Source organism: Rhodoferax saidenbachensis, from assembly GCF_001955715.1.
In the GTDB taxonomy this organism is placed as follows: Bacteria; Pseudomonadota; Gammaproteobacteria; order Burkholderiales; family Burkholderiaceae_C; genus Allorhodoferax; species Allorhodoferax saidenbachensis.
The window spans coordinates 4,171,178-4,186,377 of sequence record NZ_CP019239.1 but is presented as its reverse complement, the minus strand read 5'-3'; the positions used below and the strand labels follow the sequence as shown (position 1 = coordinate 4,186,377).

16 protein-coding genes are annotated in these 15,200 nt (G+C 63.4%); 6 read left to right on the top strand and 10 right to left on the bottom strand.

Annotated features, from left to right (window positions below; genetic code table 11):
* Positions 1 to 34: 34 nt before the first annotated feature.
* On the top strand, positions 35 to 574 hold the full coding sequence (locus RS694_RS19805) for a DUF4124 domain-containing protein (protein WP_029708230.1): 540 nt from the start codon (positions 35 to 37) through the stop codon (positions 572 to 574).
* Between the two features lie 7 nt (positions 575 to 581).
* Here RS694_RS19805 and RS694_RS19800 read toward each other — a convergent pair whose 3' ends face one another.
* Together RS694_RS19800 and RS694_RS19795 are read right to left on the bottom strand one after the other, a co-directional pair.
* Positions 582 to 1,691, bottom strand: coding sequence for an Acg family FMN-binding oxidoreductase (locus RS694_RS19800; RefSeq protein WP_029708229.1), 1,110 nt, complete (start codon positions 1,689 to 1,691; stop codon positions 582 to 584).
* A gap of 104 nt (positions 1,692 to 1,795) precedes the next feature.
* On the bottom strand, positions 1,796 to 2,689 hold the full coding sequence (locus RS694_RS19795) for a LysR family transcriptional regulator (RefSeq protein WP_029708228.1): 894 nt from the start codon (positions 2,687 to 2,689) through the stop codon (positions 1,796 to 1,798).
* A gap of 162 nt (positions 2,690 to 2,851) precedes the next feature.
* Between RS694_RS19795 and RS694_RS19790 the strand changes: the two genes are divergently transcribed.
* Positions 2,852 to 3,709 (top strand): pirin family protein, encoded by an 858-nt coding sequence (locus tag RS694_RS19790; RefSeq protein WP_029708227.1) that lies wholly within the window; start codon positions 2,852 to 2,854, stop codon positions 3,707 to 3,709.
* A 77-nt stretch (positions 3,710 to 3,786) separates the two neighbouring features.
* Here RS694_RS19790 and RS694_RS19785 read toward each other — a convergent pair whose 3' ends face one another.
* Positions 3,787 to 5,241, bottom strand: coding sequence for a GGDEF domain-containing protein (locus RS694_RS19785; protein ID WP_081708652.1), 1,455 nt, complete (start codon positions 5,239 to 5,241; stop codon positions 3,787 to 3,789).
* 120 nt (positions 5,242 to 5,361) lie between these two features.
* Positions 5,362 to 6,165, bottom strand: a complete 804-nt coding sequence (locus tag RS694_RS19780; protein WP_029708225.1) for a tRNA-uridine aminocarboxypropyltransferase — start codon at positions 6,163 to 6,165, stop codon at positions 5,362 to 5,364.
* Between the two features lie 79 nt (positions 6,166 to 6,244).
* Here RS694_RS19780 and yjjJ point away from each other — a divergent pair, with 79 nt between their 5' ends.
* Positions 6,245 to 7,558, top strand: a complete 1,314-nt coding sequence (gene yjjJ, locus RS694_RS19775) for a type II toxin-antitoxin system HipA family toxin YjjJ (protein WP_029708224.1) — start codon at positions 6,245 to 6,247, stop codon at positions 7,556 to 7,558.
* Between the two features lie 76 nt (positions 7,559 to 7,634).
* Here the strand turns inward: yjjJ and RS694_RS19770 are convergent, their stop codons facing one another.
* On the bottom strand, positions 7,635 to 8,063 hold the full coding sequence (locus tag RS694_RS19770) for a hypothetical protein (RefSeq protein WP_051391936.1): 429 nt from the start codon (positions 8,061 to 8,063) through the stop codon (positions 7,635 to 7,637).
* A gap of 120 nt (positions 8,064 to 8,183) precedes the next feature.
* Here RS694_RS19770 and RS694_RS19765 point away from each other — a divergent pair, with 120 nt between their 5' ends.
* Together RS694_RS19765 and RS694_RS19760 are read left to right on the top strand one after the other, a co-directional pair.
* Positions 8,184 to 9,020 carry a helix-turn-helix domain-containing protein gene (locus tag RS694_RS19765; RefSeq protein WP_029708222.1) on the top strand — a complete coding sequence of 279 codons (837 nt, stop codon included), beginning with the start codon at positions 8,184 to 8,186 and terminating at the stop codon, positions 9,018 to 9,020.
* A complete protein-coding gene (locus RS694_RS19760; protein ID WP_029708221.1) occupies positions 9,017 to 9,523 on the top strand; it encodes a MepB family protein in 507 nt (168 codons plus the stop codon). The genes RS694_RS19765 and RS694_RS19760 overlap by 4 nt, the downstream gene beginning before the upstream one ends.
* 66 nt (positions 9,524 to 9,589) lie before the next feature.
* On the opposite strand, the gene RS694_RS19755 is transcribed toward RS694_RS19760, so the two are convergent.
* The 3 genes from RS694_RS19755 to RS694_RS19745 form a co-directional block, all read right to left on the bottom strand.
* On the bottom strand, positions 9,590 to 10,852 hold the full coding sequence (locus RS694_RS19755) for a type II toxin-antitoxin system HipA family toxin (protein ID WP_029708220.1): 1,263 nt from the start codon (positions 10,850 to 10,852) through the stop codon (positions 9,590 to 9,592).
* Positions 10,849 to 11,292 (bottom strand): helix-turn-helix transcriptional regulator, encoded by a 444-nt coding sequence (locus RS694_RS19750; RefSeq protein WP_029708219.1) that lies wholly within the window; start codon positions 11,290 to 11,292, stop codon positions 10,849 to 10,851. Before RS694_RS19750 ends, RS694_RS19755 begins: the two co-directional genes overlap by 4 nt.
* A 151-nt stretch (positions 11,293 to 11,443) precedes the next feature.
* Positions 11,444 to 11,935 (bottom strand): MarR family winged helix-turn-helix transcriptional regulator, encoded by a 492-nt coding sequence (locus tag RS694_RS19745; RefSeq protein ID WP_051391935.1) that lies wholly within the window; start codon positions 11,933 to 11,935, stop codon positions 11,444 to 11,446.
* Between the two features lie 85 nt (positions 11,936 to 12,020).
* Between RS694_RS19745 and RS694_RS19740 the strand changes: the two genes are divergently transcribed.
* Complete coding sequence (locus RS694_RS19740; RefSeq protein ID WP_029708217.1) at positions 12,021 to 12,461, top strand: DUF2798 domain-containing protein; 441 nt, start codon at positions 12,021 to 12,023, stop codon at positions 12,459 to 12,461.
* A gap of 3 nt (positions 12,462 to 12,464) precedes the next feature.
* On the opposite strand, the gene RS694_RS19735 is transcribed toward RS694_RS19740, so the two are convergent.
* Together RS694_RS19735 and RS694_RS20935 are read right to left on the bottom strand one after the other, a co-directional pair.
* Complete coding sequence (locus RS694_RS19735) at positions 12,465 to 14,018, bottom strand: methyl-accepting chemotaxis protein (RefSeq protein WP_051391934.1); 1,554 nt, start codon at positions 14,016 to 14,018, stop codon at positions 12,465 to 12,467.
* Between the two features lie 177 nt (positions 14,019 to 14,195).
* The gene (locus RS694_RS20935) at positions 14,196 to 15,173 is read right to left on the bottom strand and encodes a hypothetical protein (RefSeq protein WP_241464057.1); all 978 of its coding nucleotides are present in this window, start codon (positions 15,171 to 15,173) and stop codon (positions 14,196 to 14,198) included.
* Between the last annotated feature and the right edge of the window lie 27 nt (positions 15,174 to 15,200).

Here is a 15,200-nt window from a genome sequence, read left to right as displayed (position 1 = left end):
CAACTTCCGTGTGTGCGAACCGCGAGCAATTCACATGCCCCTACGAATATTCAAGCGCCATGCCGCGACCCTGCGGCGTGGCCGTCAGACGTTCCCGCTGGTAGGCCTGACGCTGATGCTGCTGACCTCTGCCCTTGGTGCCACGTCCATCTGTCGCTGGGTGGATGCGAACGGGCGCACGCAGATGTCAGATGTAGTCCCGGATGGTTATCAAAATTCTGCAAGCTGCACCAACTCCCAGAAATACGAACTTTCGCCGGAACAGCAACGGGACGCTGAAAAGCGTGCTGCTGATGAGCGCTCCTTGTTACGCAGCCATGAACAGGGCATGCCCCCAAAGACACCTTCCAGCCCCGCCGCACCGGCAGGTGCAGAGACGCCAGTCCGCACCAAGCGTCCGGCCCAGCTGGTCACAGACAGTACGGACTGCCAGACGTGGTGGCGTATTTACGATGAAAGCAGTGAATGCTTTGGCCCCTTCAAGACCACGCAAGGCGGCATCAAACCCGAAGCCTTTGACCAGTGCAACGAAGTGAAAAGTCCCGAACTCCAATGCGGGCCGCGACGCAACTAAGGCCTGTTCACAGCAGCACGGCTTGAACCGGTCTGCGCAGTGAAGACGGCATGGTGGGGCCGCGCCCAAACCGCACCACCAGATCCGGACGCAGGTCACCGAGTCCGAGGGCCGCGGAAAAGGATGGCCGCACGGATGACACTTCCACAGGCTGGTTCAGAAACGCATTGCGGATGCCCAATGCCGTGGCCTGCAGCGCAAACCGTTCGTAGCAGCGGCCCACCTCCACCCAATGTGCCTTGTCGGCGACGTCGCTGACAAACACGGCGATGCCGGCGGAGCTGCGAATCTGGCGCGTGTACTTGTCGTTCTCCCCCTGAGGTTTGAAAAACATGCCGAAGGCCAGCTCACCCAGCCAGGTGGGGATGGTCGGGTTGTCGGATGTAAGGCTGAACAAGCCGTCCCGCGTGCGAACGGCCTCCGTGCCGTTGAAACGAATCCATGTCTTGAGTTCCTTCATGAAGTCCGTGGAGGCCATTTGTGCTGTGTTGGCCTGAACGACAAAGTCGAGCACGTTTTCCATGGCTGGGCGCTCGGTCAGCAGCAGCATGCGCACGCCGTTTGCGGTGCCGGCACGCTGTAATAAATCCAGGTCTGTGGTCGACAGGGGTTTGCCGTCATAGTCGCCGCGCGTGCACTGGCGCGATGGAATGGCCTGGAACAACGCAGAGGCCTGGGCGCGCGTGGGTGCCAGTGTGATCTGCACGGCCTGTTGGGCCGTGTCATAGCGGGCATCGGCCAGCTGTCCGTGGGCCAAGGCTGCTTGGGCCAGATTCTCCGTGGCGCATCCCAGAGACACCCACAGATGGTGGTCATCCGGATCAACCGCCGGGCATCGCCGCGATACATCAGGCACCACCGTGATGGTCTGCTGGGCAAGCCTGAATTTCCAGCACTGGGTGTTATGGCTGGAGGGAGCCAGTGTCGCGTAGCGGACCAGTTCGCGGTGGAGTGCGTCGCCGTTGACACCCGTTACCGCAGCGGGGCGCCAGGTTGCGGCCACCAGGTCTTCGTAGCTTGTGGCGTTGGCGTCCGGGCTGCACGCGGACATGAGCGGCGTACCGGCCAACAAGGCCGGAGCCGAGAGGGTGAACTGCCTTCGTGAGATGTCGAGCACAGGAGCCTCCTGATGGTGCCTGTCCACTGTAGCAAGTACCGGATGTCAAACTCAGTGGGCTAGCGAACGCAAGCGAGGGTCCAGAGCACCTTGCCCCAGAAGCGTCAAATCACTGCCATCAACCGCTGTACCGCCATCTCCACAAACGCCGTCACCGCGCGCGGCACATGGCGGCGGCTGGGGTAGACCACAAACAGGCCGGCCGGTGCACTGGCCACGCCCGGCAACACCTCCACCAGCGTGCCATCACGCAGGCTGTCGCGCAGCGCGTTGATGGGCAGCAGGCAAATGCCCAGCCCCGACTCGGCGGCCTGGCGCTGTGCCTGGCCGGTGCTGGCACCCAGGCGGCCTTTCACGGGCACTTGTACCGGGCCATCAGGGCTATTCAGGTTCCAGGTGCCGTGGCCGCCCGTGTGGGCGGGGCAAATGCAGTCGTGTGTCGTCAGGTCGGCTATGGTCTGCGGCGTGCCGCGCGCGGCCAGATAAGCCGGGCTGGCCGCCAGCGCCAGGTAACTGCTGGTCACTTTGCGCGCCACCAGGCTGGAGTCCGGCAGCTCGCCGCTGCCGCGAAACGCCACGTCAATGCCCTCGCCAATCACATCCGCCATGCCGTCGCTCAGCACAAACTCCAGTTGCACTGCCGGGTGCGCGGCCAAAAACTCCGCCACCCAGTCCATCAGAAAGTAGTCAAAAAAGCCTGACGGTGCCGCCACCCGCACATGGCCCTTGGGCGTTTGGTCTTTGCCGGCCAGCGCGCTGGCCGCGTCCTGCAGCGTGGCGATCTGCGCCGCGCTCTGGTCAAACAGCGTGCGGCCCGCGTCGGTCAGCGTCAGCTTGCGCGTAGTGCGCTGCAGCAGCCGGGCCTGCAGGCTGTCCTCCAGCTGCGCCACCTGGCGGCTTAGCGTGGTGGGCGGCATGCCCAGGCGGCGCGATGCTTCGGCAAAACTCCCCGCTTGCACCACCTGCACAAACAGCGCCATTTGGTTCAGGTCCAGCATAGTGATCCCTGCCCCCCAAAGGGGGCTGTTTCCCCTAGGGGCGGCCCGGCGGTGAAACCTAACAAAAATGGCATAGTGAATGCCAATTGTGGCATCTACACAAGTAATGGGGCAAGCCCTAACCTACAGACATCGCTTGATTCACCGTTTGAGGAGATCACCATGTCTGCAGCCGCCACCGCCGAAGTTACCGTCCAACAACGCCCCATCGTTCACCGCACGCGCGGCAGCACGCATGGCGCCATCACGCGCCTGGTCAGCCCTGGCGACCTGGGCGAAGTGCTCAAGCCCTTTATCTTCCTCGACCGCTTTGAAGTCGCCGCTGGTGGCGAGCCACCGCGCTTTGGCATGCACCCGCACTCGGGCATTGCCACGCTCACCTATTTGATGAGCGGCCAGACCGCCTACGAAGACACCACCGGCGAACACGGCGCGCGCGGCGTGTTGCCCAATGGCGGCGTGGAATGGATGATGGCCGGCGGCGGCGTCTGGCACACCGGCGCGCCTGAGAACACTGAACGCGTGCTGGGTTTCCAGCTCTGGGTGGCCATGCCGCCCGAACTCGAATTGGCCGAAGCGCACAGCATCTACCTGGGCCCCGAAGGCGTGCCGCATGTGGGTCCCGTGCGTGTGCTGCTGGGTGCGTACGAAGGCAAAGTCAGCCCTATCCCCGCACCGTCCAACATGACCTACCTGGGTGTGCACCTGAAGGCCGGTGAGACCTGGCGCTTTGTGCCGCCTGCGGGCCACACCGTGGCTTGGGCGGCGGTGGGCGAAGGCACGCTGACCGTGCCCGCCACCCTGCGCACGGGTGACCTGGCCGTGTTTGACGACGCCGGTGGCGCCATCACGTTTGAAGCGCAGACCGACACCGCCTTCGTACTCGGCTCGGGCGTGCAGCACCCGCATGAACTGTTCATGGGGCCCTACTCGGTGCACACCAGTGAAGCTGCACTGCACCGCGGCCAGGCCGGCATCCGCGAGCGTGCGCAGCTGCTGCGCCAGCAGGGGCGCATGTAGTTTTATATGCCAAATAGGGCTCTAGCCCTTATGAGGTGTGCGCAAGCAGCTATCAAATAGATAGTGATTTGCGCGCATCAACCCGGCTGGCCCGCAGCCAGCATGGCAGGCACCGCGTCCAGCGCCGTGGGCGCTCGGGTGGCGGGGTCGGCTGCCAGGTGCACGCGGTCGCGCCCCAGTTGTTTGGCCTGGTACAGCGCCGTATCTGCCAGAGACACCAGGGCCGAAGGCAGCAGCGCCTGGGTGGGCCACATCACCGCCACCCCCACGCTGACCGACACCCGTTGCAGCCCTGCGCGCGTATGCACCAGTCCCAGCGCGGCCACGCGGTCGCGTATGCCCGCTGCCAAGTTATTGGCGCCCGTGGTGTCGGTGTTGGGCAGGATCACGGCAAATTCTTCGCCCCCGTACCGCGTGGCCAGATCGCCGGGCCGCGCCACCTGGCTGGCGATGGCATGTGCCACTTTGCGCAGACAGTCGTCGCCGCCCAGATGGCCGTAGGTATCGTTGTACAGCTTGAAGTGGTCCACATCCACCATCAACAGGGCCACCGGCTGCTGTAGCCGCTGCGCACGGCGCCACTCGGTCTCCAGCCTTTCGTCGAAGGTGCGGCGGTTGGCCAGCCCGGTCAGTCCGTCGCGGCTGGCCAGCTGCGCCAGCAGGGTGTTGGCCTGCGTCACGCGGCGGTACAGCGACGTCAGGTCCACAAACAGCGACATCAGCACCACCATGGACGTGAACAGGCTGCCCACCTTGGCCAGGTACCAGCCCACCGAAAACCGGTTCGTGCCATGAAAGGTCAGCCACACATCCATACACGCCGCGATCATGCCCACCATCAGCCACAACTGCTCCGACGACTTGTTGCGGATACGCATCACGCTGTACAGCGCCGCCACATTGACGCCCAGCACCGTCCAGGCAATCAGCTGCATCGGCCCTTCAAAAAAGGTCTTGCCGTTGGTGAACAGCGCGGGCAGCCAGGGCAGGCCGATGGTGCCCAGACACGCCAGCGCCACCACGCCTGCCAGCACCCCGACGAACTCGCGCGCAGGCCAGGGCCGCTTGGGCCGCTGGCCCGCCGCGTCGCGGTGGATGGCAATGGCGTAGCGCAGGATCAGCGATGCAAACCCGGTGTGCCAGAAGATCCAGATCCACACCGAACTGACAGGCTCACCAATGATGTTGCCGGGAACAAACGCACCGGGAAATGCCGCCATCAGTGGCAGAAAAATCGCCGCCACGTACAGGTAGGCCGAGCCCAGCTTCACGGTGGCCGCACTGCGCTCGGCCACGCCGCGGTTGAACAGCAGCGCCGCCAGCAGTATGTTGGTCACGAACATCGCCGCACCAAAGGCCGTCATATACCCAGGAACAGGGGGCCAGGGGTAATTGGCCAGCGGCGTCATCACCACGCCCCAGACGACCAGCGCGGCGGCGGTCACAAATGCGAACCGGTTTTGTCGACCCGATACGCCTGTTGCCGGGCTCGGTGGTGTTACCAGCGGCTGTGCCGCATTACTTCTATCCATGATGCGCTTTCCAACGTGGGCTATGGGCCTGCTTACGTCCCTCTATGAGGACATTGGGCGGCGCGGCCCCGCCAGCGAATTCAGGATTGCTCCCCTTTGGGACGAATTCTCTGCCCTAAGTCAGGGGAAGGCAAGCGCGCGCAGTTGCACGTGCGCCGCCCCCGCGCGGTCGGGCGGCTGCTGGTGTTTGGCCTGCAGGTAGTGGTGGGTGAAAACGTCCAGGTAGGCTTCCAGCGTTTGCGCGGCGTGGGCTTCACCCGCCAGCTCCAGGCATAGTGCGCCGACTTCGCTGGTGCAAAAGTGGTCATCGCGGCGGCTGCGGCGCAGTTTGTAGCGGGAGATCTGCTCCGAGGCCAGGCTCAGCACCGGCAGCGTGTCTAGGTACGGGCTCTTGCGAAACATCTTGCGTGCTTCGGGCCAGGTCGCGTCCAGCAGCACAAACAGAGGCCGTTTAAGCAAACCACCGTTCGGGCTGAGCCTGTCGAAGCCCAGCCCTTCGACAGGCTCAGCCCGAACGGTGTGGTGTTCGATCAGCTGCGTCACCACCCGTTCAGCCGCCACAAACTCACCGGGAAACACCACATACGGCTGCCACTGCGGATCGGCCAGCAGGGCCAAGAGCGCGGGGTCCACCTCGGTGCGCGCCCAGCCAAAGGCAAAGGTGTCGGCCACCACATCGGCAATCAGCCAGCCCGTGTTGCTGGGCTTGAGCGGCTCGATGTCCGCCATGATCAGGCACATGCCCGCGTTGGTGGCCACCACCGGGCGCTCCGCACACAGGCAGTGGCTCACGACCAGGCGGCAGCCCGCGCAGCGCGGCACATCCGAGCCGCCACGCGCGAGAAAGGGCTTGGTGCTGCGCGCCAGCCGCGTGGTGCGCAGGCGCGACACAGCGTGTGCTGCAGGTATGGACTGCGTGTTCATAAAAATCTATTCACAATTCTATCTAAACCATTGTTGTTAAATAACTTTTAGTTGAAATTATCTATTCATATAATCATTCATGCCCCGTCCCGCCGACCTTGCCCAAACCATACTCCAGGCCTTACTGCGCCAGGGCGGCGCGCTCAGTAGCGCCGAGCTGCAGGCCCAGCTCGGCGTCAGCCAGCCTACCGTGTCGCGCGCCATGGCGCCACTCATCCAGTCTGGCGAAGTGCAAAAGGTCGGGGCCGCGCGCAAACGGCGCTACGTGCTGCCACGTACTGTGCGCGATGTGGGGCGCAGCATTCCGGTCATGCGCATTGACGCACAGGGTCAGCCCAGTCCCTTTGCGCGCCTGGTGCCACTGGCCAGCGGCGCGGTGTGGGTGGATGAAGAGGACGGCCTGAGCAAACGCTTTGACGGCCTGCCCTGGTTTCTCGACGACATGCGCCCGCAGGGCTTCATGGGCCGCACCTTTGCGCACAGCCACCCGGATTTGCAGTTGGGCAACGACCCCCGCTATTGGAGCGACGACGACGTACTGCGCGCCCTGGCCCTGTATGGCGACGACCTGCCCGGCAATCTGGTGGTGGGCGAGCCCGCCTTTGCACGCTTTCACACGCTGCGAGAGCGCGCCAGCCGCGCCGCCTCGGCAGACGATTACCCCGCCCTGGCCGACGCTGCGATGCAAGGCACCCTGGGCGGCTCATCCGCCGGGGGCGAGCAGCCCAAGTTTTGTACGACCACCGCCGGGCGCGCTGTTCTGGTCAAGTTTTCGCCCGCAGGCGATGCACCCACCGACCAGCGCACGCGCGACCTGCTGGTGTGTGAGCACCTCGCGTTAAAGACGCTGGCCGATGCAGGCGTCAGCGCCGCCAAAACGCAAATCTTCACCGGCGCCGGCCGCGTGTTTCTGGAGGCCGAGCGCTTTGACCGCACTGCCTCGGGCCGCGTGGGCATGGTCTCGTTGATGGTGTACGACGCCGAATACGTGGGCGCGATGGACAACTGGGCCGCCACCGCCAACCGCATGCAAGAGCGCCAACTGCTGCGCCCGGAAGACGCCCGCACCCTGCGCCTGCTGGAGGCCTATGGCGTGCTCATCGCCAACACCGACCGCCACTACGGCAACATCTCCTTGCTGCTGCAAGACGACGACTGGGTGCTGGCCCCCGCCTACGACATGCTGCCCATGCACTACGCCCCCGTCGGCGGCGAACTCGTGCCACGCAACTTTGCAGAGCGCCCCCTGCAACCCACCGCCGCCACGCTCCCCGTGTGGGCAGAGGCCCTGGCCCTGGCCCGCAGCTTCTGGGCGGCAGTCGCAGTAGACGTGCGCATATCAGCAGGCTTCAGACAAATCGCCGCAGACAATTTAGGCCAAATTGGCCTGTAGCCCTCATAGATAGTGCGTGAGTAGCTCCTAAAAAAGGAGTAACAGCATTGCGCATAGGCGCGCTTTCTGCGGTCTCTCAGCGTCGCATCGCCCGGGCCTGCAGGTACGCCAGCGCCCCCACAAAACCGGCCTGCAGCAGCACATAGGCCACACCCAGCGCGTTCAGCGTGGGCCAGTGCAGCTCCACCACCATCACGCTGGCCGCCACCCACAGTGCATTGCCCACCACCAGCGTGCGCAAGCCCAGCGCAGGCACCTGCGACTTGGCCAGCAGCACAGCGATCAGCGCCACAAACACCAGCACCACCATGGCGCTAGCCTGTACCAGTGCTCCAGGCAGGCCCAGCAGCGTGGCCTGCAAGTCAGACGCGGCCAGACCCATGAGCCCGGATGCCAAGCCGGTGATGCCATCCACCCACAGCACCGTGCGCAGCCACGCCGGGTAGCGCGCTGTGCCTGCGGGCAGGGTGGAGGAAGTAGATTGAGAAGATGCGTAGCCAGTCATGGAGAACTCCTTTGCGGTTGAAGAAGCCTGCATGCTCCGGCTTGCGGCGCGGCGCGTCCATTACCTGACAGGTCATGGCGGGTGTGCCACAAAGCGGGTTTGCGCCGCTAATATGCGCCCATGTCTGCCCTGCCTCCCACGTCTGCCACGCCATCCACCACTGCGCACAGCAGCTTTGGCCAGCACCTGCGCCACTGGCGGCAACACCGGCGCATGAGTCAGCTCGATCTGTCGCACCAGGCCGAAATCTCCACCCGCCACGTCAGTTTTCTGGAGACCGACCGCTCCGTGCCCAGCCGCGACATGGTGTTGCGCCTGGCCGAACGGTTGGACGTGCCCCTGCGCGAGCGCAACGCACTGCTCACCAGCGCCGGTTACGCCGCCATGTACCGCGAACGCCCGCTGGACCACCCCGACATGGCCGAGGCCCGCGCCGCGGTCGATTTGATACTGCGCTGCCACGAACCCAACCCCGCACTCGCGATGGACCGCCACTGGAACCTGGTGGTCGCCAACCGCATGGTCCCCGTGTTCCTGACCGATGTGGCGCCTGAACTGCTGCAACACCCTGTCAACGTGCTGCGCCTGAGTCTGCACCCGCAGGGTCTGGCCCCGCGCATCCTCAACCTCGCGCAGTGGAAGCACCACCTCTTTGCCCGCCTGCAACAACAAATCCAGAACACCCAAGACACGCAGCTCAAAGCGCTGATGGCCGAGCTGCACACCTACAGCGCCCACCACGCGCCCGACGGCCTGCACCTGCAGGGCGAGACGCGCGGTGTGGTCATGCCGTTCCAATTGCAAAGCAGCCAGGGCGTGCTGAGCTTCATCAGCACCGTCACCATTTTTGGCTCCCCCATGGACATCACGCTGCAAGAGCTGGCGCTGGAAACCTTTTTGCCCGCGGACCCCTTTACTGCGCAGCAACTGGCGCTGTTGGCACCCGTGCCCGCATGAGCCACCCCGATCTGCTGGCCGCGCAGGCCCTGGCCTACGCGCCCATTGGCCTTGCTTGTACCGACGTATTGCCCGAGGCCGAGAGCGCCGACTACGCCGCCCACACCCTGCGCCTGGGTGATCTTCGGGTGTGTTTTCGCGTCGCCAAAACCACGCCCACCAAAGTGGGCCAGTTCGTCACGCTGTGGAAACGTGTGGGACGCGGCCCCATACAGCCGTTTGAGCAGGGCGACCCGATCGACGTGTTTGTGGTCAGCGCCCGCAGCGGGCCGCATTTCGGCCAGTTTGTGTTTCCCAAAGCGGCGCTCGCAGCACACGACGTGGTGGCGAAAAACGGTGTGGGTGGCAAACGCGCCCTGCGTGTCTACCCGCCGTGGGACACCACCACCAGCCGCCAGGCGCAGACCACACAGGCCTGGCAGTCGGCGTACTTTCTGGACCTGTCAGAAGGCCACGCGGTAGACCTAGGGCGGGCTAAAGCGCTGCTGACGCTGCAGACCTAGCCAAGGTGCGTTTAGGCAAAAAATCGGGCTCCAGCCCCCGTGGAATGTGCGCAAGAAGCTATCAAATTAGGAGCAAAATTCTTTGCGCTGCAGCCGCAAGGCGTCGCGGTCGATGCTGGCTTGCAGCAGCGCCATGTCTGCAGCACACACGCCCAGTTGCAGAAAATGCGCCTGCCACCGGTCTACGGCACGTGCAACGTCTGCTACCAATGTGAGGGCACGTGGCGCGGAGATGCCAAATTCCTTGTGCTCCGACCGCGCATTTTCCAGTGTGGACTCGGTGCCCCGTGCGCCCACCACCATCGCCTGGTAACCCAGGTTCTGCATGCTGGGCACTACATCAAATGCCGGGGCCAGTTCATAGTAGCCGTCAAAACCCAGGCGCAGGCAATGGTTGCGCTCATGGTCGTCCGTGTTGTCCATGAGGATGTTGAACACCATGCGTTTGAACAGCTCTTCGCGCATCGCAGCCTGACGGTCCGGGTGGCCCAGGCGCAGCAACACGGTGGCCAGCGCGCTGTAGCTCTCAGGCAAGCGCGCTGCGCGCAGCACGGTGTGGGCAGACAGGCAATGCAACCGCAGCGTGCCCTGCCGGTCAAAGCGCTGAATCGTCAATGCATGGCGCGCCTTGCCATGGCGCGGTGGCAGTGTCAGTAAGCCTGTGGACGCGACCGTGATGCCCGCCGTGGCGGCCAATGTGATGGTGGCGTGTTCTATGCAGGGCGTGTCTACCGGGTCGTCCAGCTCGCTGAACTTCACCACACACGGGCCGTCGGGCGTTTGCAGCAAAGCCTTGGGCCGCGCGCCGCCCAAGGTAACGCCTGGCTGCACCAAACGCTGGATCTGCGGCGTGATAGGTGCCTGTTGTTGAACGTCCTCCACTGCCTGGGCCAGTTGCGCCAGGTCGCTCAGTTGCGGGTAAGGGCCGATGCGGCGCGGGATGTACTGCTCTGCAGAGACCGAAATGCCCAGCGCCCCAAACCGGTCGTCCCCCGCAAACAGCAGCATCTCCAGCACCGACAGCCGGGCTGGGCGTTCGATGTGCCGGATGATGCGTTCGCCCCAGCGGTCAGGCCGCGCATCGTCCAGTGCGCCGGGTACGCTGCTGCGCTCCCCCACGCTGAAGTCTTGCCCGGCAATCAGCGGAAGGTCTTCGCTCAGGGAGAAGTTCCACCACGCGGGCGCATAGGTAAACACGGCACAGTCGGGCACCAGCGGCGAGAGCCGCAGCTCGCCCACCAGCGCGGGGCTGGCAGGGTTGACCAGCGCCCACACGTAGAGCCGGTCTTGCGGCACATAGCTGCCGGGCTGGATGTCTGGAGTATTCATTTGGGCTTGCCCAGTCCCTGTGCCGCGATCAATGCGGCCAGTCCGGATGCGGTTTGCGTGGCACCGATGCGGGTTGTGAGCGCTGCGCCTATGCCGATATCTTTAATCGCGGAACCAAGAGCCACGCGTGTACCGCGCGATTGGATGCGCACAATCTCGCGCTCCAACGCCGCTTGGTCCTGCTGCGGGGCGATCAGGTCGGCCAGCGTGGCGGACGGGCTGATCAGCCATATGCACATCACATACGAGGCCATGGCCACCGAAGGGTCCCCACTTTCGATGCGCGCCATGGTGGGCTGCGAAACCCCCAGCTTCTTGGCCCACTGCGCCTGCGTCTCCTTGCGCCGCTTGCGTGCAATGACGATGTTTTGCGCCAGCAACGCAATCTGCTGGACAACGGCTTGCGGGTAGTCAGAGGGTCTAGTGTTTTGTGCTGGCATTCATAGATGTTAGCAAATTAAATAATTTAATCAAATCTATAAATAAATTGCTTGCTGCCTGACGCTACGCAATCACTTCTCATAGTCTGTAAATATCTATAAATCTACAGAAATTAAAGAATTTTGTATTTCTATAAATAAATAGCGCTTTTCACACATCGCTACCCAGCCGGTCCAGCTGCGCCTGCACTGTTTGCAGCACTTGGTTGAGCCGCTTGCTGTCGGCCGCGCTCAGCGAACCCAGCAGGTCATGCGCCACGCTGGCTTCCAGTGCGGAAAACCAGGCGCATTTTTTATCGCCCTCGGGCGTCACCGTCAGCAGCCAGACCCGCCCGTCGCGCGCGTCGGGTGTGCGCACCAGCAGGCCGCGCTCTTCCAGATCGCGGATCAGCCGCGCGATCTGCCCCTTGTCACGGGTGAGCGACTGCACCAGTTGCTGTTGCGGCGCGCCCGGGTTGCGCTGGCACAGGCACAGCGCGCGCAGGTGCAGCGGCCCCAGGCCCTGCTCGGCGTCGTTTTGCATGCGTGTTTTGAGCAACTGCTGGGCCTCCCCAAACGCCGTCATGAACGCGACGAAGGTTGGTACAGAGGCCGCAGGGTCGGCCAGCGGCACGGCAGAAGACTTGGAGGGCGTGACAGGCATGGGCGTATTTGGTTGACAATATCAACCAATAAGGGCTACAATGTTGAGATTGTCAACTATATGGCCGCCGCTGCCAACCTCTCCCGTGCGCAAACTCTTTCCCCATATCCTCATCCTGCCTACCGTGGCGCTGCTGCTCAGTGCTTTCATGACCTGGGCCAACGTGGGGCTGGGCGATGCGTTTCCTGCCACCTGGGCGCGCAACTTTGTCGCCAGCCTGGTCGTGCTGCCGCTCATCCTCATGGGTATTGGCCATCTGGAGCATGTGGCCGCGGTGCTGCTGCCGCGCCTGGCGCCGTTCTGGCGCAAGCTCTTGGTGTCGCTGCTGACTGCGTGTGTCATTGAAAGCGTGCTGGCCCTGGTCATTGCGCTCATCAACAGCCCGTGGGACGCCACGCTGGCCCGCTTCTGGTGGCTCGCGTTCAGCCGCTCGTTGCCGATTGGCTTGGTGATTGGCCTGTTCATGGGCTTCTACATGAAACCCAAGATCGACCGGATGAAAGCCCGCGCCGCCGCAGCGGCGTGAGCCTTATGCCAGCTTGAAGGACGCCACAGTACCCACCAGGTCCTGTGCCTGGCCTTTGAGGCTGGACGCGGCGGCGGCCATCTCTTCCACCAGCGCCGCATTTTGTTGCGTGACCTGGTCCATCTGCTGCACCGCTTCGCCGATCTGGCTCACGCCCTGGCTCTGCTCATTGCTGGCCGCGCTGATCTCGCCCATGATGTCGGTGACCCGGCGGATCGAGCTCACCACTTCATTCATGGTGGTGCCCGCCTGATCCACCAGCGCGGAGCCTTCTTCCACCCGCTCCACACTCGCCGAGATCAGCGACTTGATCTCTTTGGCGGCTTCGGCACTGCGCCCCGCCAGGCTGCGCACTTCGGACGCCACCACGGCAAAACCACGACCCTGCTCCCCGGCCCGCGCCGCTTCGACCGCCGCGTTCAGCGCCAGGATGTTGGTCTGAAAGGCGATGCCATCGATCACGCTGATGATGTCCACGATCTTCTTGGAGCTGTCGTTGATGCCCTTCATGGTGTCCACCACCTGCGCCACCACTTCACCGCCCTTGATCGCCACCGTGCTCGCACTCTGGGCCAACTGGTTGGCCTGGCGCGCGTTGTCGGCGTTTTGTTTGACGGTGGAGCCCAGCTCTTCCATCGATGCTGCTGTCTCTTCCAGGGCGCTGGCCTGCTCTTCGGTGCGCTGGCTCAGGTCATGGTTGCCCTGCGCGATCTGCGAGCTGGCCGTGGCCACAGACTCGGAGCCCGCACGCACGGTCGACACCACCTTCACCAAGCTGTCCTGCATGTCCCGCATCGCGGAGAGCAGTTGCCCTGTTTCATCCCGCGAACTGACATCGATGCGCGATGTCAGATCACCCGCTGCCACTGTCTGCGCCAACAGCACGGCCGTGGTGATAGGGGACACTATCGAGCGGGTGATAAAAAACGCGGCTGCAATGCCCGCTGCAATGGCCAGCGCACTCAGCGCCAGCATCATCGTGCGCGCGCTTTGGTACTGCTCCTCCGCCACCTTGGCCGCGTCTTCACTCGCTTTGAATTCAAAGTCCGCCAGCTCGCTCAAGGTAATGAGCCAGGCACGTTGTGACGGCAACGCCTCTTTCATGAGGACCTTGGTGGCTTCTTCATTCATATTCGCCAGGCCCAGCTCGACCACCTTGGCCAAGGCCGGTTGGGTCTGCGTCTTCAGCGTCTTGATCTTGGAGAAAAGCTCTTTCTCTTTGGGCGTGGTGCCAGCGTCCGCGACAAACATCTTGTCCAACTTTTCCTCTGCTGCGTCGTATTCCGTGCGGATCTTTTGCAACTCGTTGCTGACGGCTTTCATCTCAGCCGGGTCAGACAGCAAAACAATGTCTCGCACCGCCGCACCCACCCGGTTCACATTGGAGCGCATTTCCACGGCCAGTTTGGTCTCGGGGTTGTTGACGCCGGTGATCACTTCGGTGGCATCGTTGATCTGTGCCATACGGCTCAGTCCCAACCCGGCGACGCTGGCCAGTAGCAGCAGTACGACGCCGAAACATAGGCCCAGGCGGGCGCCGATTTTGAAATTTTTCATGTTGCTAATGTCTTCCAACTTTGCAAGTTGACTGTCACGGTTAGTCGTGCCGCAGTTTGGACTGCGAGCCCTTGGTGAGAAATGCCCGAGCGGTGAAGCACGGGCAAGGCCCGCATCCAGTTTCCGACATTTACTGCGACTGTGCAACGCCTATCGGTTATTTCAAGGCCGGCCGACCTAGCGGTAGACGACGTTGTTGTCCACGCTGTACAAAACGCAGGCCTGTTTGGCGCGTTCTTCACAGCGCTTCAGCGCCGCAGCGTTGACGTCCTCTGCGCCACCCGACACCCAGGCCCAATGTTGCCGCGTGGGCGCCACGGCGAAGGCCCGGGGCAAATTCGCTTGCAAATAGCGCTGGTATTGCTCGGACCCAGCGGGTGCAGCCAGCGGCAGTTTGCCCAGGTCGTCCAACGCGGCATAACCACTGGGCGCAAACTGCTGGGCACGCTGCCGCTCGGGCAAGGTGTTTTGGTCGGGGCTGGCAATGCGGCGCAGGTCCGTCACCACGCCGCGGTCCAGCGCATTGGTGGCGATGGGCTCGCAGCTGGTCACCTTTTGTGCTGTCAGCCCGTCGCAGAAAAAAACGCTGTTACCTAACGTGGCGCCCACGTCCGGATGGAAGAAGTTGGCCGCGCCTTTGTTTTTCTCAATGGCAATCCACCGCATCACCAAATCCGGGTCGGCTTTGCCGTCCGAGTATTTGAGGATCCAGGTGTAAAGACCACCCTTGCCCACCGACTTGCGGTCCAGATTGCCGCTCGCGTCATAGTGCCCGTGGAAGCCCACATAGGTGCGGTCTGCCGGATAGTCGTCGGTGAACAGCCGGTTTTTGCCACCCAGAAACATGCGTGAGCATGACGAAATGCAGTAGCCAGACACGGCGGTGGTCACCCCCGCATCGCGCAGCAGCTCGCCCACGCGGTAGCCCGTCCACGCATCGCCGCCGTGCGAGTTGCGCAGCACCACCAGGTCAATCTTGGGGTTGGCCGCAAAGGCGTCTTTCACCATCACCAGCTCTGTGCCGGTGACCGGCCCCGACAAGACAATCGTGTTGCCGTGCGTAGCCAGCTCCATGCCATGGGCGGTATTGCCGGCTACGGCAGCGAGCGCCAAGGCCGCTACGGCGCAAAGTCGGTGCAAGGTAATTTGCTGCATGCTTGTCTCTGTGTTGAACCCGTGGGG

Bases quoted from the DNA above. Each gene is read 5' to 3' on its own strand.
- RS694_RS19780 (WP_029708225.1), bottom strand. From the start codon at position 6,165: ATGAACACGCAGTCCATACCTGCAGCACACGCTGTGTCGCGCCTGCGC.
- RS694_RS19770 (WP_051391936.1), bottom strand. From the start codon at position 8,063: ATGACTGGCTACGCATCTTCTCAATCTACTTCCTCCACCCTGCCCGCA.
- RS694_RS19735 (WP_051391934.1), bottom strand. From the start codon at position 14,018: ATGAAAAATTTCAAAATCGGCGCCCGCCTGGGCCTATGTTTCGGCGTC.
- RS694_RS19795 (WP_029708228.1), bottom strand. From the start codon at position 2,689: ATGCTGGACCTGAACCAAATGGCGCTGTTTGTGCAGGTGGTGCAAGCG.
- RS694_RS19805 (WP_029708230.1), top strand. From the start codon at position 35: ATGCCCCTACGAATATTCAAGCGCCATGCCGCGACCCTGCGGCGTGGC.
- RS694_RS19790 (WP_029708227.1), top strand. From the start codon at position 2,852: ATGTCTGCAGCCGCCACCGCCGAAGTTACCGTCCAACAACGCCCCATC.
- RS694_RS20935 (WP_241464057.1), bottom strand. From the start codon at position 15,173: ATGCAGCAAATTACCTTGCACCGACTTTGCGCCGTAGCGGCCTTGGCG.
- RS694_RS19765 (WP_029708222.1), top strand. From the start codon at position 8,184: ATGTCTGCCCTGCCTCCCACGTCTGCCACGCCATCCACCACTGCGCAC.
- yjjJ (WP_029708224.1), top strand. From the start codon at position 6,245: ATGCCCCGTCCCGCCGACCTTGCCCAAACCATACTCCAGGCCTTACTG.
- RS694_RS19750 (WP_029708219.1), bottom strand. From the start codon at position 11,292: ATGCCAGCACAAAACACTAGACCCTCTGACTACCCGCAAGCCGTTGTC.
- RS694_RS19745 (WP_051391935.1), bottom strand. From the start codon at position 11,935: ATGCCTGTCACGCCCTCCAAGTCTTCTGCCGTGCCGCTGGCCGACCCT.
- RS694_RS19785 (WP_081708652.1), bottom strand. From the start codon at position 5,241: ATGGATAGAAGTAATGCGGCACAGCCGCTGGTAACACCACCGAGCCCG.
- RS694_RS19760 (WP_029708221.1), top strand. From the start codon at position 9,017: ATGAGCCACCCCGATCTGCTGGCCGCGCAGGCCCTGGCCTACGCGCCC.
- RS694_RS19755 (WP_029708220.1), bottom strand. From the start codon at position 10,852: ATGAATACTCCAGACATCCAGCCCGGCAGCTATGTGCCGCAAGACCGG.